Below are 24,775 nucleotides of genomic sequence, written 5' to 3'. Positions count from 1 at the left end.
TGGCATTTCCCTAGGGAAATGCGCACGGGGGTGCGGTCAGTCGAAGACGATGGTGCGCCGGCCGCGCAGGACGACCCGGCGCTCGACGTGCCAGCGCAGGGCGCGGGCAAAGGCCATCGCCTCGAGCTCGGCGCCGGTGGCGGCGAGCTGGGCGGGGCTCATCCGGTGGTCGACCCGCCGGAAGTCCTGCTCGATGATCGGGCCCTCGTCGAGGTCGGAGGTCACGTAGTGGGCGGTGGCGCCGATGACCTTGACCCCACGCTCGTGTGCCTGCGAGTAGGGCCGCGCCCCCTTGAAGGAGGGCAGCAGCGAGTGGTGGATGTTGATGACCCGGCCCGGGAAGTCGGCGCACATGTCCTCGGAGAGCACCTGCATGTAGCGCGCGAGCGCGACCGTCTCGATCCGCTCGGCTGCGATGATCTCGCGCAGCCGTGCCTCGGCCTGGGGCTTGGTCTCCCGGGTCACCGGGACGTGGTGGAAGGGGATGCCGTGCCACTCGACCTCGGCCCGGAAGTCCTCATGGTTGGACACGACGGCCGGCACGACGACATTGAGCTGGCCGGTGCGCACCCGGAAGAGCAGGTCGTTGAGCACGTGGCCCTGCCGGCTGACCATGATGAGCAGCCGGTGCGGCTCCTGCGGGTCGTGCACGTCGACGTCGGCGCCGAGCTCGGTGACGAGCCGCTGGCGCTCGGCCTCGAGCCGGTCGGCGTCGATCGGGGTGTCGGCCTGCAGGTGCATCCGCAGGTGGAACTCCCCTGTCGACGGGTCGCCGAACTGCTGGCTGTCGAGGATGTTGAGGTCCAGCCCGACCATGGCGCCGGTCACGGCGTGGACGATGCCGCGCCGGTCGGGCCCGTTGAGGGTCAGGACGATCTCGCGGCCGAGGCCGCGGTCAATGGGCGCGCTCATTCGGCACCCGAGGTGGCCGCCGCGAGCTGCCCGCAGGCACCGTCGATGTCGCTGCCGCGGGTGTCGCGCACCGTCGTCGGGATGCCGTGTGCCCGCAGCCGCTCGACGAACTGCTGCTCGACGCCGCGCCGCGACGCGGTCCACTTCGAGCCCGGGGTCGGGTTGAGCGGGATCGGGTTGACGTGGACCCAGCCCTTGCCGCGCTCCGTGAGCTTCTTGCCGAGCAGGTCGGCGCGCCAGGCCTGGTCGTTGATGTCGCGGATCAGGGCGTACTCGATGCTCACCCGGCGGCCGGTCCGCAGGTAGTAGCGGTGGGCGGCGTCGATCGCCTCGTCGACCTTGAATCGGGTGTTGATCGGCACGAGCTCGTCGCGCAGCTCGTCGTCGGGAGCATGCAGCGACAGGGCGAGCGTCACGGGGATGCCCTCCTCGGTGAGCCGGTCGATACCGGTCACGAGCCCGACCGACGACATCGTGATGCCGCGGGCGCTCATGCCCAGCCCCTCCGGCGAGGGGTCGACCATGCGGCGGATCGCGCCGATCGCCGCCTTGTAGTTGGCCAGGGCCTCCCCCATGCCCATGAAGACGACATTGGTGACCCGACGCCCCCCGGACGAAGGGAGCGACTCCCCCCTCGTCATCGGCCTCGGCCCCGAGCGCGGCCCCGGCGTCGTCGCCGAGCGACAGGTCGCCCGCCTCGGCGAGCATCCGGTTGGCCGCGACGACCTGGTCGACGATCTCGGCGGTCGACATGTTGCGGGTCAGACCCTCCTGACCAGTGGCACAGAAGGGGCAGTTCATGCCGCAGCCGGCCTGGCTGGAGATGCAGATCGTCGCCCGGCGCGGGTAGCGCATGAGCACCGACTCGACGAGCGCGCCGTCGTGCAGGCGCCACACCGACTTCAGGGTCGCGCCCCGGTCGGCGGTGATCGTGCGCACCGGCGTCAGCAGACGCGGGAGCATCGCCGTGACGAGCTCCTCGCGCGCCGTCTTGGGCAGGTCGCTCATCTGCCCGGGGTCGTCGGTGTGGTGGGTGAAGTAGTGCGTCGACAACTGCTTGGCGCGGAAGCCGGGTAGGCCGAGTTCCTTGGCCCACTCGACGCGACCGGCGAGGTCGAGGTCGGCGAGATGGCGCGGCGGCTTGCCGCGCCGGGGCGCGGTCATGGTCAGCTGGCCGGGCGCCGGTCGGGCGGTCGAGGGTGTGGGCAGATCGGTCATCGCCCCCAAGTCTCTCAGGTCAGGAGCGTGCCCCGCCAAAGCTGCCCGCCGCGGGATCGGCGGCGTCCCGCCCTTCGCCCTCGCCGTGGGCCGCCTCGTCGGGCGCCGGGGACTCGTCCGGCCCGGAGAGGGCGCCGACGAGGGCGACGTGCACGGCCTCGGCACTACCGATGCTCGGCTCGTCGACGAGGTGGTACCACTCCTGAGCACCCTCGTAGCGGATGCGGTTCGCGACCCGGCCGTCGCGCTCGGTCGTCTCGAGCTCGACGCGACCGGTGGTCGTGCCGACCTCACGGGTGGCGACGCCGGCGCGGGTGGTGAAGGTGCTCGTGGGCACGATGGTCTCCTCAGCAGCTCTCGAGTCGGGTGCTCAGCGCCGTCTTCTCCGCGGACTGCAGGGCCAGGCCCCAGCGGTACTTCGTCGCCACCCACATCTTCGCGTAGGTGCACTGGTAGGCGGTGCGAGTGGGCCACCACGACGAGGGGTCCTGGTCCCCCTTCGACCGGTTGGACGAGGCCGAGACCGCGATGAGCTGCGGACATCGAGGTCGTTGGCGAAGTCCTCGCGCTCCTGGGCCGACCACGAGTCCGCGCCCGAGCGCCAGGCCTCGGCGAGCGGGACGACGTGGTCGATGTCGAGGTCGCTGCCGTCGGTGAAGGACGCGCCGTCGTACTCGCTGTACCAGTCCCCCGACGGCACCCGACCGCCAAGGACCCGCCATGCGCCTGCGCGCCACCTGCTCCCTCCTCGCCGCCACCTCGCTCGTGCTGGCGCCGGCGGCGTCGGCCACCGCCGCACCTCCCGGCATCCCGTCCACGGCCACCGCGATCAGCCAGCTCGACGCCCTCGGGGCACGAGCGACGCTAGGGCGACCTGTGGGACCGCGGGTGAACACGCGATCAGGCCCGGCCGGGGGCCTCGTCAGGGATCTACCAGATCAGTGGGGCGCGATGACCCGCAGCGCCACCCACACGAGCGGCACGACGAGCACGAGCGAGTCGAGCCGGTCCATCAGGCCGCCGTGGCCCGGGATGATGTTGGACATGTCCTTGATCCCGAGGTTGCGCTTGAGGCTGGACTCGATGAGGTCACCGATCGTCGCGACCGGGGCGACGAGGGCGCCGAGCACGGCACCCTGCCACCAGGGACCGTCGAGGGTGAGCGGGATCGCGATCGCCCCGACGAGCGCGCACGAGATGACCGACCCGGCGAAACCCTCCCAGGACTTCTTCGGGGACAGCTTCGGCGCCATCGGGTGCTTGCCGAGCAGGACCCCGAAGGCATAGCCGCCGATGTCGGAGGCGATGGTGATGATGATGAAGACGAAGATCCGCCACTGCCCCTGCGGCTCGGCGAGCATCATCGCGGCGAAGCCGGCCAGGAGGCACGGGTAGAGCAGGATCAGCGCGCCCGCGCCGACGTCACGCACGGCCCCGGCGAGCCCGTCGGCCACCCGCCACACGAGCGTGGCCACGAGCGTGAGCGCCGCCGCGAAGACGAGCGCCTCGGCCCCACGGACGTAGGCGGCGACGATCATGCTCACCGCACCGATGGCCACCGGGGCGAAGGGGGCGAAGAGCCCCCCTTCGCTCAGGGCCTGCCGCATCTCCCAGACCGCGATGACCATGGCGACGCAGATGACGACGACGAAGGCCACCGGGTGCGCCACCAGGGCGCCGGCCGCGCCGGCGCCGAGGACGACGCCAGAGGCGATGGCGACGGGCAGGTTGCGACCCGCCCGGCTCGACGGACCTGCGGCGGCGGGCGCAGCCGCCCTGATGGCGCGCCGGGTGGCGGGCTGGGGTTCGGTCACATCAGACCTCGGAGAGCTCGGCTTCCTTGGCCTTGAGGAGGGTGTCGACGGTCTCGACGTACTTCTTCGTCAGGGCGTCGAGGTCCTTTTCACCGCGGGTGCCCTCGTCCTCGCCGACCTCGCCGTCCTTGACGAGCTTGTCGATCGTGTCCTTGGCGGCGCGACGGACGTGGCGGATCGAGACCTTGGCGTCCTCGCCCTGCGAGTGGGCCAGCTTGATGTACTCCTTGCGACGCTCGGCGGTCAGCTCGGGCATCGTCACCCGGATGACGGTGCCGTCGTTGCTCGGGTTGGCGCCGAGGTCGGAGTCGCGCAGGGCACTCTCGATCGCGCCCATCGAAGACTTGTCGAAGGGGGTGATGAGCAGGGTGCGGGCCTCGGGGGTCTGGAAGGAGGCCAGCTGCTGCAGCGGCGTCGGGGACCCGTAGTAGTCGACCATGACCCCGCTGAAGAGGCCCGGGTTGACGCGACCGGTGCGGATGCCGGCGAAGTTGTCCTTGGCCACCTCGATGGCCTTGCCCATCTTGTCCTCGGCCTCGAGCAGTGCGTCCTCGATCATGTGCGTCCGTCTCCTTCTCCGGCCCCGGGGGCCTCGCGTGCGGCTGGGCCGCGGTGGTCTGGGGTCAGTCTCTCACTCAGGCCGTGACGACGGTGCCGATGGGCTCGCCGAGCAGGGCGCGGGTGACATTGCCCGGACCCTCCATGCCGAAGACGACCATCGGGAGGCGGTTTTCGCGGCAGAGGCTGAAGGCCGCGGCGTCGACGACCTTGAGGTTCTGCTGGATGGCCTCCTCGTAGGTCACCCGGTCGAGCTTGCGGGCGTCCGGGTTGGTCCGCGGGTCGGAGTCGTAGACCCCGTCGACGCCGTTCTTGGACATGAGCACCGCGTCGCACTTGATCTCCAGGGCGCGCTGGGCGCTCACCGTGTCGGTGGAGAAGAAGGGCATGCCGGCCCCCGCACCGAAGATGACGACTCGGCCCTTTTCGAGGTGGCGGATCGCCCGGCGCGGGATGTAGGCCTCGGCGACCTGACCCATGGTGATGGCCGTCTGCACGCGGGTGTCGACGCCGGCGTGCTCGAGGAAGTCCTGCAGCGCCAGGCAGTTCATCACCGTGCCGAGCATGCCCATGTAGTCGGCGCGGCTGCGGTCCATGCCCTGCTCCTGCAGCTCGGCGCCGCGGAAGAAGTTGCCACCCCCGACGACGATCGCGACCTGGATGCCCTCACGGACGGCCACGGCGATCTGTTCGGCGATCCCCCGCACGACGTCGGGGCTCAGCCCGACCTTGCCGCCACCGAAGGCTTCACCGGAGAGCTTGAGGAGGACCCTGCGGTCGGCCTGGGGGGTGGTCTGCTCGGTCACGTGGTGCTCCCTGGGTCGCGTGCGGGTTCGCCCGATCCTTCCACAGGTCCGGCCCCACCGAGGAACTCACCCGAGTCGCACGGGCTGCTTGACATGTGCTCTCCACTTGTCAAGTGACCGCGGGGTCACTAGCGTCGTCCGCACCTTGGCCGGCGCCACCGCCGACCACCCCCTGCGGGTCGTGCTCGAGGCGCTCCGCCCGCCCGCCTGAGCACCTATCCTTGCCCGTCGTGAGCACCGCACCCGCCGACCGGTCGGCCCCCGTCACCGTCTCGATCACCCGTACCGTCCGCCCCGAGGACGAAGCCCTCATGCAGGTCTGGGCCGACGCGGGCACCAACCTCGCCCGGCGCTTCCCCGGCTTCCTCGGCTCGGGCTGGGTGCGCCCTTCGCCCGGGTCCGAGCAGTGGCACATGCTCTACCGCTTCGCCGATGCCGACGCCCTCGAGCACTGGCAGCAGTCCCACGAGCGGGCCCGCTGGCTCGGCGCCGCCACCCGCCTCGTCGAGACGACCCGGATGGAGTCGCGCACCGGCATCGAGGGGTGGTTCGACGAGCCGCACGAGGTGACCGGCGGCGACATCGCCCCGCCCGCCCCGCCGCGGTGGAAGCAGATGGTCGTCATCTTCTGCGCCTTCTTCCCCACGAGCCTGGTGCTCACCTACGTGCTCGCCGTGGTGACCGAGGGGTGGCCGGCCTGGGGCCGCGTGCTGCTCACCTGCGCCATCGCCATCCCGTGGATGACGTACGTCTTCCTCCCCTTCGTCACACGGCTCTTCCTGCCGTGGACCCAGCCGCGGCGCTCGCCGTGATCTGGCGACGAGCATGACGAAGGGCGCCGCCCCCGGATGGGGTGCGGCGCCCTTCGGCGTGGTGCGGGGTTCGTCAGGAACCGACGCGGAAGCGCGCGAACTGCGTGGCGCTCGCACCGGCCTCCTCGAGGACCTTGCCGACGGACTTCTTGGAGTCCTTGGCGAAGGGCTGGTCGAGCAGGACGTTTTCCTTGAAGAAGCCGTTGACCCGGCCCTCGACGATCTTGGGCAGGGCAGCCTCGGGCTTGCCCTCCTCCTTGGCCGTCTCCTCGGCGATGCGACGCTCGTTGGCGACGACGTCGGCGTCGATCTCGTCGCGGGTGAGGACGTTGGGGCTGAACGCGGCGATGTGCATCGCGACGTCACGGGCCACCTGGTCGTCGCCACCCTCGGTGCCCAGGAGGACACCGATCTGGGCCGGCAGGTCAGGGCTGGTCTTGTGCAGGTACGCCGAGACGTTGGGGGCCTCGACGCGGGCGACCCGCTTGACCTCGATCTTCTCGCCGATGGTGGCGTTGGCGTCGTCGAGGAGGTCCTTGACGGTCTTGTCCCCGGCGGGGGCAGCCAGCAGGGACTCCGCGTCGGTGGCCTTGGCCGCGACGGCCGCGGCGAGGACCTCGTCCGCGAGGGCGCCGAACTTCTCGCCCTTGGCGACGAAGTCAGTCTCGCAGAGGACCTCGACGAGCGTGCCGACGCCGGCCTCGGCCTTGGCGACGACCAGACCGTTGGAGGTCGTGCGTCCCTCGCGCTTGGTGACGCCCTTGAGGCCCTTGATGCGCAGCAGCTCCTGGGCCTTGGACTTGTCGCCCTCGGCCTCGTCGAGCGCCTTCTTCACGTCGAGCATGCCGGCGCCGGTGCGCTCGCGCAGCTCCTTGATGTCAGCGGCGGTGTAGTTCGCCATGTGTGTCCCGTTCTCCTTCGTGAGGTGTGACGGTGGTCGGTGAGTGGAGGCTCAGGCCTCGGGGGGCGGCCTCGGCGGCCGGAGCTTCCGGGGCGGCCTCGGCGGCGGGGGCCTCGGCAGCAGCCGGAGCCTCAGCAGCGGCGGGGGCCTCGGCAGCGGCCGGAGCCTCGGCAGCGGCCTCACCGGCGAGGAGCTCGCGCTCCCACTCGGCCATCGGCTCGGCCTCGGCGGAGGCGTCCGCACCGGACTTGCCGCCACCGCGGGCCATCAGGCCGTCGGCGACCGCATCGGCGACGACGCGGGTCAGCAGCGTGACGGAGCGGATCGCGTCGTCGTTGCCGGGGATCTTGTAGTCGACCTCGTCGGGGTCGCAGTTGGTGTCGAGGATCGCGATGACCGGCAGGCCCAGCTTGCGCGCCTCGTCGACCGCGAGGTGCTCCTTCTTGGTGTCGACGATCCACACGGCGGAGGGGACCTTCGACATGTTGCGGATGCCGCCGAGGGTCTTGTCGAGCTTGTCCTTCTCACGACGGAGGATGAGCAGCTCCTTCTTCGTGTAGCCCGAACCGGCCACGGTGTCGAAGTCGAGCTCCTCGAGCTCCTTGAGCCGGGTGAGGCGCTTGGAGATCGTCTGGAAGTTGGTGAGCATGCCACCGAGCCAGCGGTGGTTGACGTAGGGCATCCCGACGCGCGTCGCCTGCTCGGCGATCGGCTCCTGGGCCTGCTTCTTCGTGCCGACGAAGAGGATCGTGCCGCCGTGCGACACGGTCTGCTTGACGAACTCGTACGCGTCGTTGATGTAGGTCAGCGACTGCTGCAGGTCGATGATGTAGATGCCATTGCGCTCGGTCATGATGAAGCGCTTCATCTTGGGGTTCCAGCGACGGGTCTGGTGCCCGAAGTGGACGCCGCTCTCGAGGAGCTGGCGCATCGTGACGACGGCCATGCCGAAGTCCTCTCTCATAGGTTGTCAGTTGTTGTCCTGGTGCTCCGGCACGACCCCGCCCGACCGAGGTCGGGACTGCCGTGGTGTGCCCCGGATTCAGAGTCGGACTCGTCACCCGGCGAGGAACACGCGAATTCATCCAGACAGACTGGATGTGCACCCCATCCTACGGCCGCGGGGCGAAGGGAGGAAATCGTCCGGCGGCGTAGCCTGCCCGACATGAGCGCACCCCTCGTCGCCCGCATGGAGCCGCACGCCGAGACGATCTTCGCGACGATGTCGGCCCTCGCGGTCGAGCACGACGCGATCAACCTCGGGCAGGGCTTCCCCGACACCGACGGCCCCGCCGAGGTGCTCGAGGCCGCGAAGCACGCGATCGACGCGGGCCACAACCAGTACCCGCCGTCGATCGGCATCCCGGCCCTGCGCGAGGCGGTCGCCGAGCACCAGGCCCGCCACCACTCCCTTCGACTCGACCCGGCGGACGAGGTGCTCGTGACCTCGGGCGCGACCGAGGCGATCGCCGCGTCGCTCCTCGGCCTGCTCGAGCCGGGTGACGAGGTCGTCGTGCTCGAGCCCTCGTACGACAGCTACTCGGCCGTCATCGCGCTCGCCGGCGGGGTCAAGCGGACGGTGCCGCTGCGGCTGCCCGACCTGACGATCGACCCCGCGGCCCTCGCCCGCGCCTTCAGCCCCCGGACCAGGGTCGTGCTGCTCAACAGCCCGCACAACCCGACGGGCAAGGTCCTCGACCGGGCCGAGCTCGAGATGGTCGCCGAGCTCGCGCGTCGGCACGACGCGTGGGTCGTGAGCGACGAGGTCTACGAGCACCTGACCTTCGGGGTGCCGCACATCCCGATCGCCACCCTGCCGGGCATGGCCGAGCGGACCCTGACGATCGGCTCCGCCGGCAAGTTCTTCTCCGTCACGGGGTGGAAGGTCGGCTGGGTCAGCGGGCCCGCGCACCTCGTGCGGGCCGCTCGGGTCGTCAAGCAGTACCTGACCTTCACGACGGCCTCTCCCCTCCAGCACGCGGTGGCGCACGCGCTGCGTCTGGGGCCGGCGCCCCTCGACGCGCTGCGCGAGTCGTTGCGGGCCCGGCACGACCTGCTCGTCGACGGTCTGCGGTCGGCCGGGCTCGAGGTGCGGCCCTCCCAGGGCACCTACTTCGTCGTCGCCGATGCTGCGCCGCTCGGCGTGACCGACGCTCTCGAGTGGTGCCTGCGGCTGCCCGAGTCCGCAGGGGTGGCCGCCGTGCCGGTCTCCGTCTTCTGCGACGACCCGGCACCGACGGCCTCGCTCGTGCGCTTCGCCTGCTGCAAGCACGAGTCGCTCCTGCGCGAGGCCTGTCAGCGCCTGGCCGCGTGATCCACAGGCGGCCCCGGCCCGCGGTCACCGTCCACCGCTGCAGGCTGGAGCCGGCACCACGGCCCGACAACGGCCACGCTCCCCGTCATGAGCACCGTCCCCGTCGTCGCCCTCCTCGCTGCCGGAGCCCTCGTCGGGCCGGCGCCGCCGCCGCGGGCGATGTGGTCCTGGCCGGTCGGCGACGGTGGACGCCCGGTGGTGGCGGCTCCCTTCGATGCCCCCGAGGAGCGGTGGGGGGCGGGCCATCGCGGCATCGACCTCGCGGCGTCGAAGGGCGACCCCGTCACCTCCGTCGACGACGGCGTCGTCACCCATCGCGGTCGGATCGCCGGCCGCGGGACGGTGAGCATCACGCACGGCGACGGTGTCCGCAGCACGTACGAGCCCGTGGACTCCTCCCTCACCGTGGGTGATCGGGTCCGCCGAGGTGAAGAGATCGGCCGGGTCGGTCCCGAGCCCGGGCACTGCGAGCCCGCCACCTGCCTGCACCTGGGCGCCAAGCGCGATGACACCTACCTCGACCCCATGGGCTTCTTCGGGGCCCGGCGGGTCGTGCTGCTGCCGGTGGCGTGACGGCAGCTCAGGCGCGGGGGTGCGCCTGCTCGTAGCTGCGACGCAGCCGGTCGAGGGAGACGTGGGTGTAGATCTGCGTCGTGGCGAGCGAGGAGTGCCCCAGCAGCTCCTGCACCATGCGCAGGTCAGCGCCGCCCTCGAGCAGGTGGGTCGCGGCGGAGTGGCGCAACCCGTGCGGACCGATGTCCGGGGCGTCGGGCACGTGGGCGAGCAGGCCGTGCACGACCTCGCGCACCTGACGAGGGTCGACACGACGACCACGGCGCCCGAGGAAGAGCGCCGGGCCCGAACCGTCGACGACCACCCGTGGGCGTCCCCGCTCGAGCCACTCCCCCAGGGCCGCGTCCGCGGGGGCGCCGTAGGGCACGGTCCGTTCCTTGCGCCCCTTGCCGAGCACCCGGACGACGCGCCGCGAGCGGTCCACGTCGTCGACGTCGAGCCCGGTGAGCTCGCTGACCCGGATCCCGGTGGCGTAGAGCAGCTCGAGCACGGCCCGGTTGCGCAGGTGGATCGGGTCGTCGTCGTCGGCCGCGACCGCCGCGACGTCGAGCACGGCGGTCGCGCTCTCGCGGCTCAGCACGTCGGGCAGGGTGCGCTGCCGTTTCGGCGAGGTGAGCCGCAGCGCGGGGTCGGCCTCCACCCGACCACTGCGTCGCGCCCAGGCGAAGAAGGTGCGCACCGCGGCGGAGCGTCGGGAGAGCGTCGCCCGGGCCGCGCCACCGGCGGACAGCTCACCGAGCCAGGCGCGCAGCTGCTGCAGCGTGACGTCGCCCAGATCGTCGGCACCGTCTGCCGCGCACCATGCGAGACAGGCCCGCACGTCGCCTGCGTAGGCCCGGATCGTGTGCGCGGAGCGGTCCCGCTCACGCTCGAGGTGGCCGACGAAGGCCTCGATGCACTCGAGCGCCCAGTCAGGCGGGGCCGGCGCGGAGTCGATCGGTTGCCTGCTCACCCCACCACCGTGCCACGCAGCGTGCCGACCACGAGGCAGCGACCCTCACCCGGGTCCGGCTCCGCGCACCCAACCGCCGTCGTCGGTCTGCTCGACCCAGCCCTCGAGCGCGAGGACCGACAGCTGTGCGAGGACCTCGTCGACCGGGAGGACGAGCTCGTGGGCCACCGCGCCGACCCCTCGGCCAGACCTGCGGGTGAGGACGTCGTGGATGCGTCGCTGTGGTGGCGTCAGCGCGTCCAGCGGACGCCCCGGCCCGAGCAGCTCGTCGGGCTGGTCGGCGGCCTCTCCGACCCGAGCCGCAATCGCGAGGACGTCGTCGGTGTCCGTGACGAGGGCAGCTCGGCCCTTCTGGATGAGCTCGTGGCAGCCGGCCGACGACATCTGCGTCACCGGCCCGGGCACCGCCCCGACGGGGCGCCCGAGCGCCTCCGCCCACCCCGCCGTGTTGCGCGACCCGGACCGCAGCCCCGCCTCCACGACGACCGTGGCACCCGACAGGGCCGCGATGATCCGATTGCGGGCGAGGAACCGGTGCCGCATCGCCACCGTGCCCGTCGCGAGCTCGGTGATGACGACCCCGCGCTCCGCGACGGCGTCGACGAGCCGGCGGTTGCCCTCGGGGTAGGCGCGCTCCGGGCCGCACGGGAGCACCGCGATCGCGGGCCCGTCGCCCGTGAGTGCCCCCTGGTGGGACGCGGCGTCGATGCCGTAGGCGGCCCCGGACACGACGGTCCACCCTCGACCGGCCAGACCGGCGCCGAGCTCACGGGCGATCGCCTCGCCGTAGCCGGTGCTCGCCCGTGAGCCGACGACGGCCACCGACCGGGTGACGAGGTCCGCGAGGCAGGCATGACCACGCACGTGCAGCAGATGCGGGGAGACGAGGGGGTGCGAGAGCGACTCCGGCCAGTCCGCGTCGCCGGGGACGACGACCCGGGCCCCGACGCGCTCGACCCGGTCGAGCTCGGCGTCGACGTCGACGCCTGCGACGTGGGCGCGGGCACTCGCGCACTTGGGCAGGTCCCCGTCGACGAGGCGGTGCCAGGCCTCGACGTGGCCCAGGGAGATGACCTCGAGGAGCAGTGCGGGCAGCACGTCGCTGGCTCGTTCGCGGCGATTTTCGAGGACCCGGCTCCAGGCGACCCGGGCCCGCCGCTCGTCCGTCCCCACCTGGGCATGGGCGCGAGCTGCCTCGGCCGCCGTGGGCGCGGCACCCCTCGAGCGACTCATGCGGCCACCGCTCCCTGGGTGCGGTACATCAGCGCGAGCCCCACGTCGGTCGGACTCGGCGTCGCTCGTCCGTTGACGTCGGCGCTCGTCCAGGCCAGTCGGAGAACCCGGTCGTAGCCGCGCACGGTCACCTGCCCCAGGTCCAGCGCCCGGTCGAGCATCGCTGTCGTGCTCGACGGCAGCCGCCAGGGCGCCCGCCGCAGGAAGGGGCCGGGCACCTGGCTGTTGAGCGTCCATCCCTGCGGCCCCCAACGACGGGCCTGGGCCTCCCGCGCCGCGAGGACGCGCTCCGCGACCGCGGCGCTCGAGTCCGGCGGCGCCTCGGTCAGGTCCGCCAGGCTCACCTTGGGCACCTGTACCTGGATGTCGACCCGGTCGAGCAGTGGTCCGCTCAGGCGGGCGGCGTAGGCCCGCCGCTCGGTGGGTCGGCACCGGCAGGACAGCCCCTTGCCGTACCCCTCGCCGCAGGGACAGGGGTTCGCCGCGAGCACGAGCTGCACCCGGGCCGGGTAGGTCACCTGCTCGCGAGCGCGGGAGACGACGATCCGGCCGGACTCCAACGGCTGGCGCAGCGCCTGGAGGACCGCGCCACCGAACTCGGCCGCCTCGTCGAGGAAGAGCACTCCGTGGTGCGCCTGCGAGACCGCCCCGGGCAGGACCGCCCCAGATCCCCCGCCGACGAGTGCCGCGACGCTCGCCGAGTGGTGCGGCGCGACGAAGGGAGGCACGAGGTCGATCCCCGTCGGCATGGCGCCGACGACCGACCGCACGGCGAGGGACTCGAGGGCCTGCTCCCGGGTGAGCAGGGGCAGGATCGTCACGAGACGCTCGGCGAGCATCGTCTTGCCCGACCCCGGTGGGCCGTTGAGCAGCATGTGGTGACCACCCGCCGCCGCCAGGAGGAGAGCCGCCCGCGCCTCGTGCTGCCCGGACACGTCGGCGAGGTCCAGCCGACGCCGACCCGCCGGTGGCGCGGCCGCCGGCTCCCCATCCGCCTCGGTCAGACGCCCACCGCGCGGTACGCACCGGTAGGCCGCGACGAGCTCCGCGAGGGTCTGCGCCGTCGAGACCCGCACCCCGTCAACGAGGCGGGCCTCCCCCACGTCCTCGGGGGCGACGACGACGTGCTCGCAGCCGGCCCCCTGGGCGGCCAGCACTCCGGGGAGGACTCCCGCGACGTGCCGCAGCCGTCCGTCGAGGCCCAGCTCGGCGAGGTGGACGACTGGCCGGACGGGCTCGGCCGGCAGCTCCCCGCAGGCCGTGAGCGCTGCGACGACGAGGCCCAGGTCGAAGCCGGTGCCGTGCTTGGGCAGGGAGGCGGGTGACAGGTTGAAGGTGAGCTGTCGCGCGTTGAGCGAGACCTCCGCGGAGAGCGCAGCGGCCCGCACCCGCTGCGCCGCCTGGCGCAGCGCCGTGTCGGGCAACCCGCTGATGTCGAAGGCCGGCAGCCCGCGACCGACGTGGCACTCGATGTCGACGAGGTGCCCGCTCACCCCGCGCAGGGCCACGCCCCGCGTCACCCCGACGCTCACAGCCCTGCCCCCGCGACGTGTCGCACCTGGTAGGCCTCGGTCGCGGGGTCGAGGTGGAGCGCGACGACGTCGAGGCGCACCCCACCGCAGGAGACCTCGTGCTCGGCCAGCCAGCGACCGGCGAGTCGACGCAGCCGGGCCAACTTGGCCCGGGTGATCGCCTCGATCGGCTCGCCAAAGGCCTTGCTGCGCCGCGTCTTGACCTCGCACACGACGACGATGTCGCCGTCGAGCAGCACGAGGTCGATCTCACCTGAGCTGCACCGCCAGTTGCGGTCCAGCACCCGCATGCCTCTGCCCGTGAGATAGCGCTCCGCGAAGGCCTCGCCCTCTGCTCCGATGCGCGCCCTCGTGGGCTGCTCACTCGTCCCCGACCGGGTCATGTCCGACCACCTCCGGCACCCAGTCAAGGTGGGAGCGGGGACCCGTGGCGGACCCGTCGACGGTCTGTGGACACCCCCTTCGCCCGGGGCGGGGCTGTGGACGGGCTAGAAGCCGCCGTCGGGCATCTCGAGCTCGGACTTGGCGAGCTCCTCGACGTTGACGTCCTTGAAGGTGACGACCCGCACCTGCTTGGCGAAGCGCGCCGGACGGTAGATGTCCCACACCCACGCATCCTGCATGGTCACCTCGAAGTACACCTCGGCCCCCTCGCCGCGAACCTTCACGTCGACGCTGTTGGCGAGGTAGAAGCGCCGCTCGGTCTCGACGACGTGGCTGAAGAGGTGCACGACGTCGCGGTACTCGCGATAGAGCGCCAGCTCCATCTCGGTCTCGTACTTCTCCAGGTCCTCCGAGCTCACCGGGACCTCCCTTCGCTCGTCGTGCCGGCGAGGAGCCCACGGTCCCCGCCCGGTCGTTCCTCATCATCCCCTACGTGTGCGGCGGCCGGCAGCGGGGTCACCCCGGGCAGGGACCACGAGCGTCGGTGCTGCTCGCTCGCCCCGTGCACCGCGAGCGCATCGAGGTGGGCGCTCGCCGAGTAACCCTTGTTGTCCGCCCAGCCGTAGTGCGGGTGCTCACGGTCGAGATCGACCATGTGGGCATCGCGCTCCACCTTGGCCAGCACGCTCGCGGCAGCGACCGAGCTGCAGCGCATGTCGGCCTTGATCATCGTGCGCACCGGCGGTGTCGACGCCCCACCGACGATCTCGGCGAGCAGGCCGACCTCCTGCGGGTCGGTCAGCCAGTCGTGGTTGCCGTCGAGCAGGACGAGGTCGGGGACGACGTCGATCTGCCCGAGCGCCCGCTGCCCCGCGAGGCGCAGCGCAGCGATGATCCCGATCTCGTCGATCTCTGCGGGCGAGGCGTGCCCGACCGCGTGGCCCACGGCCCAGCGCCGCAGGCGCGGCACCATGGCGACGCGGGCCGCCGGGGTGAGCAGCTTGGAGTCGCGCACGCCGGCTGGCGCGCTGCGGCAGGTCTCGTCGATGACGACCACGCCGACGCTGACCGGGCCGGCGAGCGCCCCCCCGGCCCACCTCGTCCATGCCGGCGAGCACCCGGTGACCGGCCCGCTGCAGCTCCCGCTCGACGCGCAGGCTGGGCCGACCGGAGCGCGGTGTGCGGCGCCGGGTCGTCACGAGGTGTGCGGCTCGCGCCCGGGCGGTGCCAGCGAGTGGGTGCCCGGTGCCCGCACGTCGGTGAAGACCTCGTCGTGCCCGGACAGGCCGGACATCCGGTCGAAGGGCCACACGGTCACGACCGCCTTGCCGACGACGAGGTCGAGCGGCACCGACCCCTTGGCGCCCGTGCCGCCGGGGTCGTGGAAGCGCGAGTCCGAGGAGTCGCTGCGGTTGTCACCCATGACCCACATGCGGCCATCGGGGACGGTGATGTCGAACTCGATGTCGCTGGCGCTGACACCGGGCTTGAGATAGGGCGTCTCGTCGATCGGCTCGCCGTTGAGGAGCAGCCGTCCCTCGGCGTCACAGCACTGGACCCGGTCGCCCGGCAGCCCGATGACCCGCTTGATGAGGTGCCCCTCGGAGGTGTCGGGCAGCAGGCCGACGAACATCAGGGCGTCACGGACCCCGTCGAGCACCGGGCCACGGCTGGCCTCTGGGGTCGGGCTGAGCCAGTCGCCGGGGTCCTCGAAGACGACGATGTCCCCTCGCTCGAGGTCGAAGGGCCCGGGGGTGAGCTTGGACACGACGACCCGGTCCCCGACGAGCAGCGTGTCCTGCATCGACTCGCTCGGGATGAAGAAGGCCTGGACGAGGAAGGACTTGACGATGAAGGACAGCGTCAGGGCCATGGCCAGGACGACGACGAGCTCGCGGACGGCCGCGCCGAGGCGGGCGCCCATCCCCCGCTCGTCGCGCGCCCGCTCCTCGCGGGCGCGGTCCTTTTCCTCGCCCTCGGCCTCGGCGTGCGCCGAATCGGGATCGTGTGCCACGGGTCTCTTCCTCTTGCGCGCCCAGCAGTGTCGGGGCGTCATCCGGTCCAGTATGCGTGCTCCGGGCGGCCGCGGTCGTCAGCGAGCGGCTCGTGTCCGCGCTGCGGGCTCAGTGCCCCAGCCCGCCGATGCGGTCGATGGGCCAGTAGCGCCACGACACGTGGCCGACGACGTCATCGATCGGCACCATGCCCCCGCCGGGGTCCCCGAGGTGGCTGCGGGAGTCGGCCGAGTCGCTGCGGTTGTCCCCGAGCACGAAGAGGCGCCCCTGCGGCACCTTGACGTCGAAGGGGGTGTCGCAGGCCGTCGTGCCCGGCGCAAGCCACGGCTCGTCGACCGGCGAGCCGTTGACGACCAGTCCCCCCTTCGGCGTGCACGAGACCCGGTCGCCCCCGACGCCGGCGACCCGCTTGAGGAAGTCCTGCTCCCCGAGGTCGATGGACAGGGTCGAGGCGATCGATGACAGGGTGCGGCCGATGAGTCCGTCGGAGGCGAAGGGGGTGCGATCCCCCGCCGCGAAGGTCGTCGTCCCGTCGAAGACGATGACGTCGCCGCGCTCGACGTGCGAGGCCCCGATCTTCGTCACGACGACCCGGTCACCGGGCTGGATCGTCGGGGCCATCGACCCGCTCGGCACGTGGAAGGACTCCATGACGAAGATGCGCAGGAGCATGACGAGCAGGACGGCCACGCCGATCTCCAGCAGGAGGCGGCGGGCGGGACGCACGTCGACCCCCGCCGGGTCTCCGGCGGGGGTCGAGGCGTTGGCGTCCTGGGCGGGCTCGGTCGACATCGGAGTCAGCCTACGGCCCGCTGGGCGGCAGCGGTCAGTTCGCGGGGGTCTCGCGACGCTCGCGGATGCGAGCGGCCTTGCCGCGCAGGTTGCGCAGGTAGTACAGCTTCGCGCGGCGGACGTCGCCGCGGGTGGCGACCTCGATCTTCTCGATGACCGGGGTGTGGAGCGGGAAGGTCCGCTCGACGCCGACACCGAAGGAGACCTTGCGAACGGTGAAGGTCTCGCCGATGCCACCGCCGTGGCGGCGGATGACGACGCCCTGGAAGACCTGGATACGGGAGCGGTTGCCCTCGATGACCTTGACGTGGACCTTGACCGTGTCACCGGCGCGGAACTCGGGGATGTCGTCCCGCAGGGACGCCTTGTCGATCTCGTCGAAACGCTGCATGGCGCTTGTCGCTTCCTGCGGACGCCACAGGCCGTCCGCCCTCGTCAGTAGTGTGTGAGGTGTCGCGCCCACCGCCGCGTGCTGTGGGTCGGTCCGCCGTGCTGGTGGGCCGGTCTCGGCACTCCCCCTGTGGCAGGGGCGGTGTCGTTGAGCGCGATGTCCGATTCTGCCAGAGGGGAGCGCGTGACCAGAAATCGTGCCGGGGCCCATCGTCGTCCCCGATCGACCGGCGAGCACCACTGGCACCCGGTCGGCGGCCTGCTCACCCTGCTGCTCGTCGCCCCCGCTGCCGCCGTGCTCACCTCGCGGCTGCGGGGGCTGCTCGAGCTTGACCGGCTCGGTGCGGCGTGCACCGGCACCGACCTCCTCGGTCCGCTGCTGCTCCAGGGCCTGCCCGTCGTCGTCCTGATCATCGCGATCCCCGCGGCGCTGCTGTCCCTGGCGCACCGCGCCACGGGGTGGACCTGGCTGCTGCTGGTCCTCGGTGTGACGGCACTGCTGGAGGTCGGCCTGCGCGTGTGGCTGCCCCAGTGCGCGTGAGCCTCAGCGACGGACGGGTCGACTGAGGTCGACCGTCCCCGGCCCCTCGCCGGGACCGCGCACCCGGTAGCCGGCCTTCTTGTACAGCCGCAGCAGACGCTCCTGGTCGGCGCCGGTGTTGAGCCACAGGGTCGTCACGTCGCTCGGGGCGAGCGCCTCGGCATGGGCGAGCAGCGCGCGACCGAGGCCGCGCCCCTGCAGGTCGGGGGCGATCATCAGGCGCCCGATCTGCCAGGTCGTCGGCTCCTGCGGGTCGCGACGCACCCGGACCGACCCGACGAGCCGACCCTCGCTGCGGAAGAGGTGGGTCGTCCAGTGCTCGAGGCCGGCCGCGACCGCGGCGGCGTCCTCCGCCGGGGCTCCCCACCAGTGCTGCTCCGGGGTGACCATCTCGATCCAGCAGGCCTTCTGCAGCACGGTCAGCTCGGCGGCATCCGCTCGGGTGGCGACCGAGTGCTCGAGCCCGGCGAGCTCGGAGGTCGTCGCCGCGACGTGGAGCAGGTCGGGGCGGCGGGCCGCGGTGCGGGCCAGACGCTGCTCGTGCCGCCACGCGGCGACGGCCGCGTGGTTGCCGCCGAGGAGCACCTCGGGCACGGCCCGCTCCACGCCGTCACCATCGGTCCACACCGACGGCTTGGTGTAGATGGGGTACTCGAGCAGACCCCCTTCGTGCGACTCCTCGACGAGTGACTCGGCATTGCCGACCACGCCCGGCAGGAGCCGGCCGATGGCCTCGACCATCGCGAGGACGGCGACCTCGCCGCCGTTGAGCACGTAGTCGCCGAGCGAGATGACCCGCACGGGCATCCGCTCGGCGGCCCACTCGTAGACCCGCTCGTCGATCCCTTCGTAGCGGCCGCAGGCGAAGACCAGCCAGGGCGCCTGTGCCAGCTCTCGCGCCGTCGCCTGCGTGAAGCGCTCCCCGCCCGGCCCCGGGACGACGAGGATCGGGGCCGGTCCGCTCGTCTCGTCGGCGGAGGCGAGGACGTGCTCGAGCGCCTCGCTCCACGGCTGCGCCTTCATGACCATGCCGGCTCCCCCGCCGTACGGGGTGTCGTCGACGGTGCGGTGACGGTCGTGCGCGTGGTCGCGCAGGTCGTGCACGCGCAGGTCGATCAGGCCCTCGCGGCGTGCCTTGCCGATGAGCGAGATGTCGAGGGCGGCGAGATAGTCGGGGAAGATCGAGACGGCGTCGATGCGCAAGGTCACTCTCCTGCCGCGTCGAGGTCGAGCAGGCCGGGGGGTGCGTCGACGACGAGCCGGCCGGCCTCCGGGTCGACCTCGGGGACGATCGCCTCGACGAAGGGGACGAGCGTCTCGCCGCCGTCCGGTCGCCGCAGCCGCAGGCGGTCCTGGGCGGCGCCGAGCTCGAGGGCGACGACCTCCCCGACGACCGTGCCGGTGGGGTCGACGGCCGTGAGCCCGACGAGGTCCTCCTCGTACCACCCTTCGTCGTCCTCGGACGGGTCCGGCTGGTCGGCGGCGAGCACGAGCCGGGTGCCGCGGAGGGACTCCGCGCCGGTGCGGTCGGGGATCTCCTCGAAGCCGAGCAGCCAGATCCCCCCGGTGCACGCGGGTCGTCGCGAGCGTCAGCTGACGGGGCACACCCGACCCGGGCTGCGCGCGGGTGTCGAAGACGGTGCCGGGCACCAGGCGGGACTCCGGGTCGTCCGTATGCAGCTGGACGGTGACCTCGCCACGCAGCGCGTGGGGCTTGCCGATGCGGGCGACGACGTGACCGTCAGGAGATGCCATGCGGGACAACCTACGTATCCGGGGCCCGGGATGGCGAATGGCCGCCCTCCCCGAGGGGAGGACGGCCATCCGCTGGACGTGGAGCGCCGGGCTCAGCGCTCGCGGTCGGTGTCGACGATGTCGATCCGCACGTTGTCGCCGCCCGAGAGGGCGCCGAGCACGGTGCGGAGGGCGGACGCCGTGCGACCGGAGCGACCGATGACGCGGCCCAGGTCGTCGGGGTGCACGCGCACCTCGAGGATCTGACCGCGACGCAGGTTCTTGCTGCGCACGACGACGTCGTCCTTGTGGTCGACGATGCCGGTGACCAGGTGCTCGAGCGCCTCGTCGAGCATCTCAGGCCTCGGTGGTCTCGGCCTCGGCCGGGGTCTCCTCGGCGGGAGCCTCGGCAGCAGCCTCGGCCTCGGCCTTCTCGGCGGCGGCCTTGTCGTCCGCAGCCTTCTTGTCGGCCTTCTTCTTGGCGGTGATGGCCTCGTGCTCAGCGCCCTCCTTGTCGGAGTTGGCGAGCGCGGCCTCGTAGAGGTCCTTCTTGGAGGGCTTGGCCTCCTTGACCTTGAGGGTGCCCTCGCCGCCGGCCTCACCCTTGAACTTCTGCCAGTCACCGGTGACCTTGAGCAGCGCGGCGACGGCCTCGGTGGGCTGGGCGCCCTGGGAGAGCCAGTACTGCGCGCGCTCGCTGTCGATGTCGATGAGCGAGGGCTCCTCGGTGGGGTGGTACTTGCCGATCTCCTCGATGGCCCGGCCATCGCGCTTGGCGCGCGAGTCCATGACGACGACGCGGTAGAACGGAGCGCGGATCTTGCCCATCCGCTTGAGACGAATCTTGACGGCCACGGTCGTGGTCCCTTCAGTCATGAGCACGGCGAGACCGTGCGCGGTTCGCACGGGGTATCGAGCTCGGGGTGTAGGCATCCGGCGCACGCAGGAGAGATCCCCGGCGCGGACGGGTACGGAGGGGATTGTTCCACGCCTCCCCTCCCCGGCCCAAACCGGGACGAAGGGAGGGCCTCAGCGGTTTTCCCAGGCGTCGGGGGCCGCGAGGGCCTCCTCGACGGCGGCAGGGAAGTCGCCGCTCAGCACGTCGGCGAGGCTCGTCCCGTCGAGGACGGAGCGCACGCTCGAGCGGACGGCGACCCAGACCGTCCGCAGGTGGGTGGCGGCGCCGTCGTAGGTCATGGCCTGGGGGCGCTCCCCCCGCACCTCGGCGAGCGGGCCGTCGACGGCCCGGATGACCGCACCCACGGAGATCTGCGTCGCCGGGCGAGCGAGGAGGTAGCCGCCGCTGGCACCCATCCTGCTGACGACGAGCTCGGCCCGGCGCAGGTCGGCGAGGATCGCCTCGAGGAACTTGCGCGGCAGCTCCTGCTCGGCGGCGAGCCGGACGACCGAGACCGGCGTGCCCCCGTCAGCGGCCGCGGCCAGGGTCAGCATGGCGCGCACCGCGTAGTCGGATCGGGCGGAGATGTCCATGCCCTCAGTATCGCGGGCGGGGCCGGGGGTGGTGACCACGACCTGAGACATAACGTGACGTTACTTGACCGATAACAGGATGTTCGGTGAAACTCCTGCTCATCACGTGGGACATACCCCACGGAGCGCCGCACACTCCTCACGGAAAGAGTCCTCCGTATGCGCAAGCTCGTCCTCCTGGCCGTCGTCGGCCTGCTCGCCCAGCTCGTCGACGGATCGCTCGGCATGGCATACGGCGTTACGACGACGACGCTGCTGCTCGCGATCGGGACCAACCCCGTCGCCGCCTCGGCCACCGTCCACCTCGCCGAGATCGGCACGACGCTCGTCTCCGGCGCCTCGCACTGGCGCTTCGGCAACGTCGACTGGCCGGTCGTGCTCAAGATCGGCCTCCCCGGGGCGGTCGGCGCCTTCGCCGGCGCGACCTTCCTCGCCAGCCTCGACACCTCGACGGCCAAGCCGATCATGTCGGGCATCCTGCTCGCGCTGGGTCTCTACGTCCTGCTGCGTTTCACCTTCAAGGGGCTGCGCAAGGACCGTATCGGCACCCCGCTGCGCAAGCGCTTCCTCGCTCCCCTCGGGCTCTTCGGCGGCTTCGTCGACGCGACCGGCGGCGGCGGCTGGGGGCCGGTCGGCACCCCGGCGATCCTCGCCAGCGGCCGGATGGAGCCGCGCAAGGTCATCGGCTCGATCGACACCAGCGAGTTCCTCATCTCGGTCGCCGCGAGCATCGGCTTCCTCGCCGCCCTCGGCTCCCAGGGCATCAACTTCTCCTGGGTCGCGATGCTCTTCATCGGCGGGGCGGTCGCCGCGCCGATCGCCGCCTGGCTCGTGCGCACGATCCCCCCGCGGATCCTCGGCTCGCTCGTCGGTGGCCTCATCGTCCTGACCAACTCCAAGACCATCATGGGCAAGGGCGGTCTCGCCCTCGACGACGCCGCGAAGTGGGTCGTCTACGGCCTCGTGTGGGCCGTGTGGATCGCCGCAGTCGCCTACAGCATGCGGGCCCACCGGGCCGAGGTGGCGGCCGAGGCGACCGCAACCCGCGACAGCGACGAGCGAGAGCTCGTGGGCGAGCCCGTCTGAGGGACGGGGCGACGAAGGGGGTCAGCGCCCCCCCGACGCGGGCCCCCCGCAGGATGACGTGCGCCGGCGTGCCGCAGGCGCGCACGTCCTCACGGGGGTCGTCGGCGAGGACGACGAGGTCGGCGTCCTCCCCTTCGGCGATGGCGGGGTGACCGAGCCAGTCACGTGAGCGCCAGGTGCCCGCGGCCAGTGCCTCACGGGTGCTGAAGCCCGCTCGGGTGAGCAGCTCCATCTCCTGGGCGACGAGCCCGTGCGGCAGGGAGCCGCCGGCGTCGGTACCGACGTAGACGTCGATCCCTGCGTCGCGGGCGGCGGCGACCGTCTCGAAGCGCCGCTCGTGCAGCTCGAGCATGTGCCGGTGGTAGTCGGGGAACTTCTCCGCGGCGGGTGCCGCGATCTTGGGGAAGGTCTCGATGTTGACGAGGGTCGGCACGATCGCGATGCCCTGATCGGCGAAGGCGGAGATCGTCTCCGGCACCAGGCCGGTCGCGTGCTCGATGCAGTCGGTGCCGGCCGCCGCGAAGTCCGCGAGCGACTCCTCGCCGAAGCAGTGCGCGGTGACCCGGGCACCCTCCTCGTGGGCGGCCGCGATGGCCTCGACGAGCACCTCCCGGGGCCAGCAGGGGGCCAGGTCACCGACGCCGCGGTCGATCCAGTCCCCGACGAGCTTGACCCAGCCGTCACCCGCGCGAGCCTCGGCGCGCACCCGGGAGACGAGCTGCTCGGGCTCGACCTCGTGCGCGTAGTTGCGGATGTAGCGCTTGGTCCGCGCGATGTGACGGCCGGCCCGGATGATCTTGGGCAGGTCGTCGCGCTCGTCGATCCAGCGGGTGTCCGCCGGCGAGCCGGCGTCACGGATGAGCAGGGTGCCCGCGTCGCGGTCGGTCACGGCCTGGGCCTCGCTCGTCGCGACATCGGCCGCCCCGTGCGCATCGAGCCCGACGTGGCAGTGCGCGTCGACGAAGCCGGGCAGGACGTACCCGGTCACCGTCTCGACGTCACCGCTCGTCGGCGGCGTGAAGGAGACCTTGCCGTCGATGACCCACAGCTCCGGCACGCTCTCCTGCTCGGAGACCAGCACCTCGCCCTTGACGTGCAACACATCAGCCATGGTCCGACGCTATCGTGCCCAACCGCGGGGACAAGACCGGGAGCCTACTGCTCCCGGTCGTGCGGCGCACTCTCCCGCGCCCCACCGTCAGCCGGAGATCGCCTCGTCGATCGGGGTCTGGCCGTCGTGGAACTCGATGGTCCGCCCGACAGTCGCGTTGGCGGCGAGCGTCGCTGCGATGACCCGGGCGACATTGGCTCGCGAGACCTGGCCGCTCCCCTCCCGGCCGACCTGGATCTTGCCGGTCGGCGGGTCAAGGGTCAGGCTGCTCGGCCCGAGGACGGTCCAGTCGAGGTCGGTGCCGCGCAGGTGCTCGTCGGCCGCGGCCTTGGCCTCGGCATATGCGTGGAAGGGGTTGCTCGGGTCGACGCCGTGGTCGGGCCCGGCACCGCAATAGCTCAGCATGACGTAGCGCCGCACGCCGGCCTGTCGCGCGGCCTCCATCGAGCGGATCGCCGCGTCCTGGTCCACGGCCCGGGTGCGCTCGGGGTCTCCCCCGCCGGCGCCGGCGGACCACACGACCGCGTCGTGGCCCGCGAGGACCTCGGCGATGCCGTCGGTGTCGAGCATCTCGACATCGGCGACGTGCGGGGTCGCCCCTGCCGCCTCGACGTCGGCGGCGTGATCGGGGTTGCGGATGACGGAGGTCACCGAGTGCCCGAGTTCGGCGAGGATCGGGGTGAGCAGCAGGGCCACCTTGCCGTGGCCACCGATGACGACGGTGCGGGACATGATCAGGTCCTCTCGGTCGGGGTGCCCGGCAGCTCCGCCGGGCCCCTCTACTGCATCACACTCCGGCGTCAGCGTGACGAGGTGATGAGCGCCCGCAGCGACTGGAGCGTCACCTCGGGCGCCTCCGAGTGCACCCAGTGCCCGACACCCTTGACGGTCACGAGCCGCACCCGGGGGAAGAGCCGTCGCATCTCGGCGAGGTCGTCGTCGGTGACGTACAGCGATCGCTCGCCAGCGAGCCACAGCACCGTCTTGTCGAAGGGGGCGAGACCCGCCACCTCGTCGGTGGGCCAGCCGCCGATGGTGGCGATGTCGCGGCCGAGCACCTCGAGGTTGGGCTGCCAGCGCCAGCCGTCGCCCTCCCGGCGCAGGTTCTGCAGGAGGAAGGCCCGCACCCCCGGATCGGGTGCGGCCTCGCGCATCGCCGCGTCGGCCTGCTCACGGGTGGTGATGCTGCCGAGGTCCATCGCCTGCATCGCGGCGATGTAGGTCTCGAACTCGCTGAAGCTCGTCGTCGCGGCCGGCGAGATGTCGACGACGCACAGCCGGTCGACGAGCTCGGGGTGGCGCAGGGCCACGAGCATCGCGATCTTGCCGCCCATCGAGTGCCCGACGACGACCCACGGCTCGTCCGAGTCGATCGCCCGCAGGTTGTCGGCGACGATGTCGGCGGCCGTCGGGTAGTCGAAGCGCTCGGTCCACGGCGACCGTCCGTGGTTGGGCATGTCGAGCAGGGTCGGCCGGCTGATGTCGGCCAGACCCTTGGCGATCTGGGTCCAGTTGCGCCCCTGGCCGAAGAGCCCGTGGCAGAAGGCGACCCGGGTGCCTGAGGTCCCCGAGGTCACCGCGTGGAGCGTCGGCGAACCCATCGGTC

General features: G+C 72.0%; 28 protein-coding genes and 5 pseudogenes. 5 read left to right on the top strand and 28 right to left on the bottom strand.

The window, feature by feature from the left end; translation table 11 throughout:
* Window positions 1-36 precede the first annotated feature (36 nt).
* The 8 genes and pseudogenes from purU to pyrH all read right to left on the bottom strand — a co-directional run bounded on the left by purU (window position 37) and on the right by pyrH (window position 5,308).
* On the bottom strand, window positions 37-912 hold the full coding sequence (gene purU / locus B277_RS09120) for a formyltetrahydrofolate deformylase (protein WP_007927474.1): 876 nt from the start codon (window positions 910-912) through the stop codon (window positions 37-39).
* A pseudogene (gene rlmN, locus B277_RS09115) lies at window positions 909-2,130 on the bottom strand (23S rRNA (adenine(2503)-C(2))-methyltransferase RlmN). The gene purU and the pseudogene rlmN overlap by 4 nt, the downstream one beginning before the upstream one ends.
* Window positions 2,131-2,149: 19 nt before the next feature.
* On the bottom strand, window positions 2,150-2,467 hold the full coding sequence (locus B277_RS09110) for a hypothetical protein (RefSeq protein WP_007927470.1): 318 nt from the start codon (window positions 2,465-2,467) through the stop codon (window positions 2,150-2,152).
* A gap of 10 nt (window positions 2,468-2,477) precedes the next feature.
* Window positions 2,478-2,714 carry a hypothetical protein gene (locus B277_RS09105; RefSeq protein WP_202948420.1) on the bottom strand — a complete coding sequence of 79 codons (237 nt, stop codon included), beginning with the start codon at window positions 2,712-2,714 and terminating at the stop codon, window positions 2,478-2,480.
* Window positions 2,715-2,728: 14 nt separating this feature from the next.
* Window positions 2,729-2,830, bottom strand: a pseudogene (locus B277_RS20325) (hypothetical protein); the annotation flags it as partial.
* 238 nt (window positions 2,831-3,068) lie between these two features.
* Window positions 3,069-3,944 (bottom strand): phosphatidate cytidylyltransferase, encoded by an 876-nt coding sequence (locus B277_RS09100; protein WP_007927469.1) that lies wholly within the window; start codon window positions 3,942-3,944, stop codon window positions 3,069-3,071.
* Between the two features lies 1 nt (window position 3,945).
* Window positions 3,946-4,503 (bottom strand): ribosome recycling factor, encoded by a 558-nt coding sequence (gene frr, locus B277_RS09095; RefSeq protein ID WP_007927467.1) that lies wholly within the window; start codon window positions 4,501-4,503, stop codon window positions 3,946-3,948.
* A 76-nt stretch (window positions 4,504-4,579) separates the two neighbouring features.
* On the bottom strand, window positions 4,580-5,308 hold the full coding sequence (gene pyrH, locus B277_RS09090; RefSeq protein ID WP_007927466.1) for a UMP kinase: 729 nt from the start codon (window positions 5,306-5,308) through the stop codon (window positions 4,580-4,582).
* 230 nt (window positions 5,309-5,538) lie between these two features.
* Here pyrH and B277_RS09085 point away from each other — a divergent pair, with 230 nt between their 5' ends.
* The gene (locus B277_RS09085) at window positions 5,539-6,120 is read left to right on the top strand and encodes an antibiotic biosynthesis monooxygenase (RefSeq protein WP_040881259.1); all 582 of its coding nucleotides are present in this window, start codon (window positions 5,539-5,541) and stop codon (window positions 6,118-6,120) included.
* Window positions 6,121-6,193: 73 nt separating this feature from the next.
* On the opposite strand, the gene tsf is transcribed toward B277_RS09085, so the two are convergent.
* Together tsf and rpsB are read right to left on the bottom strand one after the other, a co-directional pair.
* The gene (gene tsf / locus B277_RS09080; RefSeq protein WP_007927464.1) at window positions 6,194-7,021 is read right to left on the bottom strand and encodes a translation elongation factor Ts; all 828 of its coding nucleotides are present in this window, start codon (window positions 7,019-7,021) and stop codon (window positions 6,194-6,196) included.
* Window positions 6,999-7,967: a 30S ribosomal protein S2 gene (rpsB, locus tag B277_RS09075; RefSeq protein WP_007927463.1), complete on the bottom strand. Its 969-nt coding sequence runs from the start codon at window positions 7,965-7,967 to the stop codon at window positions 6,999-7,001. The genes tsf and rpsB overlap by 23 nt, the downstream gene beginning before the upstream one ends.
* Window positions 7,968-8,186: 219 nt before the next feature.
* On the opposite strand from rpsB, the gene B277_RS09070 reads away from it, so the two are divergent.
* Window positions 8,187-9,335 carry a pyridoxal phosphate-dependent aminotransferase gene (locus tag B277_RS09070; protein WP_007927461.1) on the top strand — a complete coding sequence of 383 codons (1,149 nt, stop codon included), beginning with the start codon at window positions 8,187-8,189 and terminating at the stop codon, window positions 9,333-9,335.
* Window positions 9,336-9,422: 87 nt separating this feature from the next.
* On the top strand, window positions 9,423-9,908 hold the full coding sequence (locus B277_RS09065; RefSeq protein ID WP_007927460.1) for a murein hydrolase activator EnvC family protein: 486 nt from the start codon (window positions 9,423-9,425) through the stop codon (window positions 9,906-9,908).
* Between the two features lie 7 nt (window positions 9,909-9,915).
* On the opposite strand, the gene B277_RS09060 is transcribed toward B277_RS09065, so the two are convergent.
* From B277_RS09060 to rplS, 9 genes and pseudogenes are all read right to left on the bottom strand, one after another.
* On the bottom strand, window positions 9,916-10,860 hold the full coding sequence (locus tag B277_RS09060; protein ID WP_007927459.1) for a tyrosine recombinase XerC: 945 nt from the start codon (window positions 10,858-10,860) through the stop codon (window positions 9,916-9,918).
* A gap of 45 nt (window positions 10,861-10,905) precedes the next feature.
* The gene (gene dprA / locus B277_RS09055) at window positions 10,906-12,093 is read right to left on the bottom strand and encodes a DNA-processing protein DprA (RefSeq protein ID WP_083853708.1); all 1,188 of its coding nucleotides are present in this window, start codon (window positions 12,091-12,093) and stop codon (window positions 10,906-10,908) included.
* Window positions 12,090-13,625 carry a YifB family Mg chelatase-like AAA ATPase gene (locus B277_RS09050; RefSeq protein WP_007927450.1) on the bottom strand — a complete coding sequence of 512 codons (1,536 nt, stop codon included), beginning with the start codon at window positions 13,623-13,625 and terminating at the stop codon, window positions 12,090-12,092. The genes dprA and B277_RS09050 overlap by 4 nt, the downstream gene beginning before the upstream one ends.
* A complete protein-coding gene (locus tag B277_RS09045) occupies window positions 13,622-14,008 on the bottom strand; it encodes a YraN family protein (RefSeq protein WP_007927449.1) in 387 nt (128 codons plus the stop codon). Before B277_RS09045 ends, B277_RS09050 begins: the two co-directional genes overlap by 4 nt.
* Before the next feature lie 105 nt (window positions 14,009-14,113).
* Complete coding sequence (locus B277_RS09040) at window positions 14,114-14,428, bottom strand: DUF2469 domain-containing protein (protein WP_007927448.1); 315 nt, start codon at window positions 14,426-14,428, stop codon at window positions 14,114-14,116.
* Window positions 14,425-15,115, bottom strand: a pseudogene (locus tag B277_RS09035) (ribonuclease HII). Before B277_RS09035 ends, B277_RS09040 begins: the two are co-directional and overlap by 4 nt.
* Before the next feature lie 89 nt (window positions 15,116-15,204).
* The gene (gene lepB, locus B277_RS09030) at window positions 15,205-16,023 is read right to left on the bottom strand and encodes a signal peptidase I (RefSeq protein WP_007927446.1); all 819 of its coding nucleotides are present in this window, start codon (window positions 16,021-16,023) and stop codon (window positions 15,205-15,207) included.
* A gap of 109 nt (window positions 16,024-16,132) precedes the next feature.
* Entirely contained in the window at window positions 16,133-16,816 is a 684-nt protein-coding gene (gene lepB / locus B277_RS09025; protein WP_007927445.1) for a signal peptidase I, read from the bottom strand.
* A gap of 34 nt (window positions 16,817-16,850) precedes the next feature.
* Window positions 16,851-17,207, bottom strand: coding sequence for a 50S ribosomal protein L19 (gene rplS / locus B277_RS09020; RefSeq protein ID WP_007927444.1), 357 nt, complete (start codon window positions 17,205-17,207; stop codon window positions 16,851-16,853).
* Between the two features lie 183 nt (window positions 17,208-17,390).
* Between rplS and B277_RS09015 the strand changes: the two genes are divergently transcribed.
* Window positions 17,391-17,747 carry a hypothetical protein gene (locus B277_RS09015; RefSeq protein ID WP_007927433.1) on the top strand — a complete coding sequence of 119 codons (357 nt, stop codon included), beginning with the start codon at window positions 17,391-17,393 and terminating at the stop codon, window positions 17,745-17,747.
* A gap of 3 nt (window positions 17,748-17,750) precedes the next feature.
* Here B277_RS09015 and trmD read toward each other — a convergent pair whose 3' ends face one another.
* The 6 genes and pseudogenes from trmD to B277_RS08990 all read right to left on the bottom strand — a co-directional run bounded on the left by trmD (window position 17,751) and on the right by B277_RS08990 (window position 20,972).
* Entirely contained in the window at window positions 17,751-18,950 is a 1,200-nt protein-coding gene (gene trmD, locus B277_RS09010; protein WP_040881254.1) for a tRNA (guanosine(37)-N1)-methyltransferase TrmD, read from the bottom strand.
* A 2-nt stretch (window positions 18,951-18,952) separates the two neighbouring features.
* Window positions 18,953-19,282: a ribosome maturation factor RimM gene (locus B277_RS19915; protein WP_338009754.1), complete on the bottom strand. Its 330-nt coding sequence runs from the start codon at window positions 19,280-19,282 to the stop codon at window positions 18,953-18,955.
* 61 nt (window positions 19,283-19,343) lie between these two features.
* Window positions 19,344-19,502, bottom strand: a pseudogene (locus B277_RS19910) (ribosome maturation factor RimM); the annotation flags it as partial.
* Between the two features lie 92 nt (window positions 19,503-19,594).
* Window positions 19,595-19,837, bottom strand: a complete 243-nt coding sequence (locus tag B277_RS09000; protein WP_007927429.1) for an RNA-binding protein — start codon at window positions 19,835-19,837, stop codon at window positions 19,595-19,597.
* A gap of 1 nt (window position 19,838) precedes the next feature.
* Entirely contained in the window at window positions 19,839-20,336 is a 498-nt protein-coding gene (gene rpsP / locus B277_RS08995) for a 30S ribosomal protein S16 (RefSeq protein ID WP_040881253.1), read from the bottom strand.
* Between the two features lie 174 nt (window positions 20,337-20,510).
* Complete coding sequence (locus tag B277_RS08990) at window positions 20,511-20,972, bottom strand: RrF2 family transcriptional regulator (protein WP_040881249.1); 462 nt, start codon at window positions 20,970-20,972, stop codon at window positions 20,511-20,513.
* A gap of 159 nt (window positions 20,973-21,131) precedes the next feature.
* Here B277_RS08990 and B277_RS08985 point away from each other — a divergent pair, with 159 nt between their 5' ends.
* Window positions 21,132-22,058, top strand: a complete 927-nt coding sequence (locus B277_RS08985; RefSeq protein WP_007927426.1) for a sulfite exporter TauE/SafE family protein — start codon at window positions 21,132-21,134, stop codon at window positions 22,056-22,058.
* Window positions 22,059-22,113: 55 nt separating this feature from the next.
* On the opposite strand, the pseudogene B277_RS16845 reads toward B277_RS08985, so the two are convergent.
* The 3 genes and pseudogenes from B277_RS16845 to B277_RS08975 form a co-directional block, all read right to left on the bottom strand.
* Window positions 22,114-23,169, bottom strand: a pseudogene (locus B277_RS16845) (amidohydrolase family protein); the annotation flags it as partial.
* 87 nt (window positions 23,170-23,256) lie between these two features.
* Window positions 23,257-23,901, bottom strand: a complete 645-nt coding sequence (locus B277_RS08980) for an SDR family oxidoreductase (RefSeq protein WP_007927422.1) — start codon at window positions 23,899-23,901, stop codon at window positions 23,257-23,259.
* Between the two features lie 68 nt (window positions 23,902-23,969).
* Complete coding sequence (locus B277_RS08975; RefSeq protein WP_338009752.1) at window positions 23,970-24,746, bottom strand: alpha/beta fold hydrolase; 777 nt, start codon at window positions 24,744-24,746, stop codon at window positions 23,970-23,972.
* Between the last annotated feature and the right edge of the window lie 29 nt (window positions 24,747-24,775).

It is taken from the genome of Janibacter hoylei PVAS-1 (assembly GCF_000297495.1).
In the GTDB taxonomy this organism is placed as follows: Bacteria; Actinomycetota; Actinomycetes; order Actinomycetales; family Dermatophilaceae; genus Janibacter; species Janibacter hoylei.
Note: the sequence above shows the minus strand (reverse complement) of the source record. Positions and strands in the feature narration are given on the sequence as shown.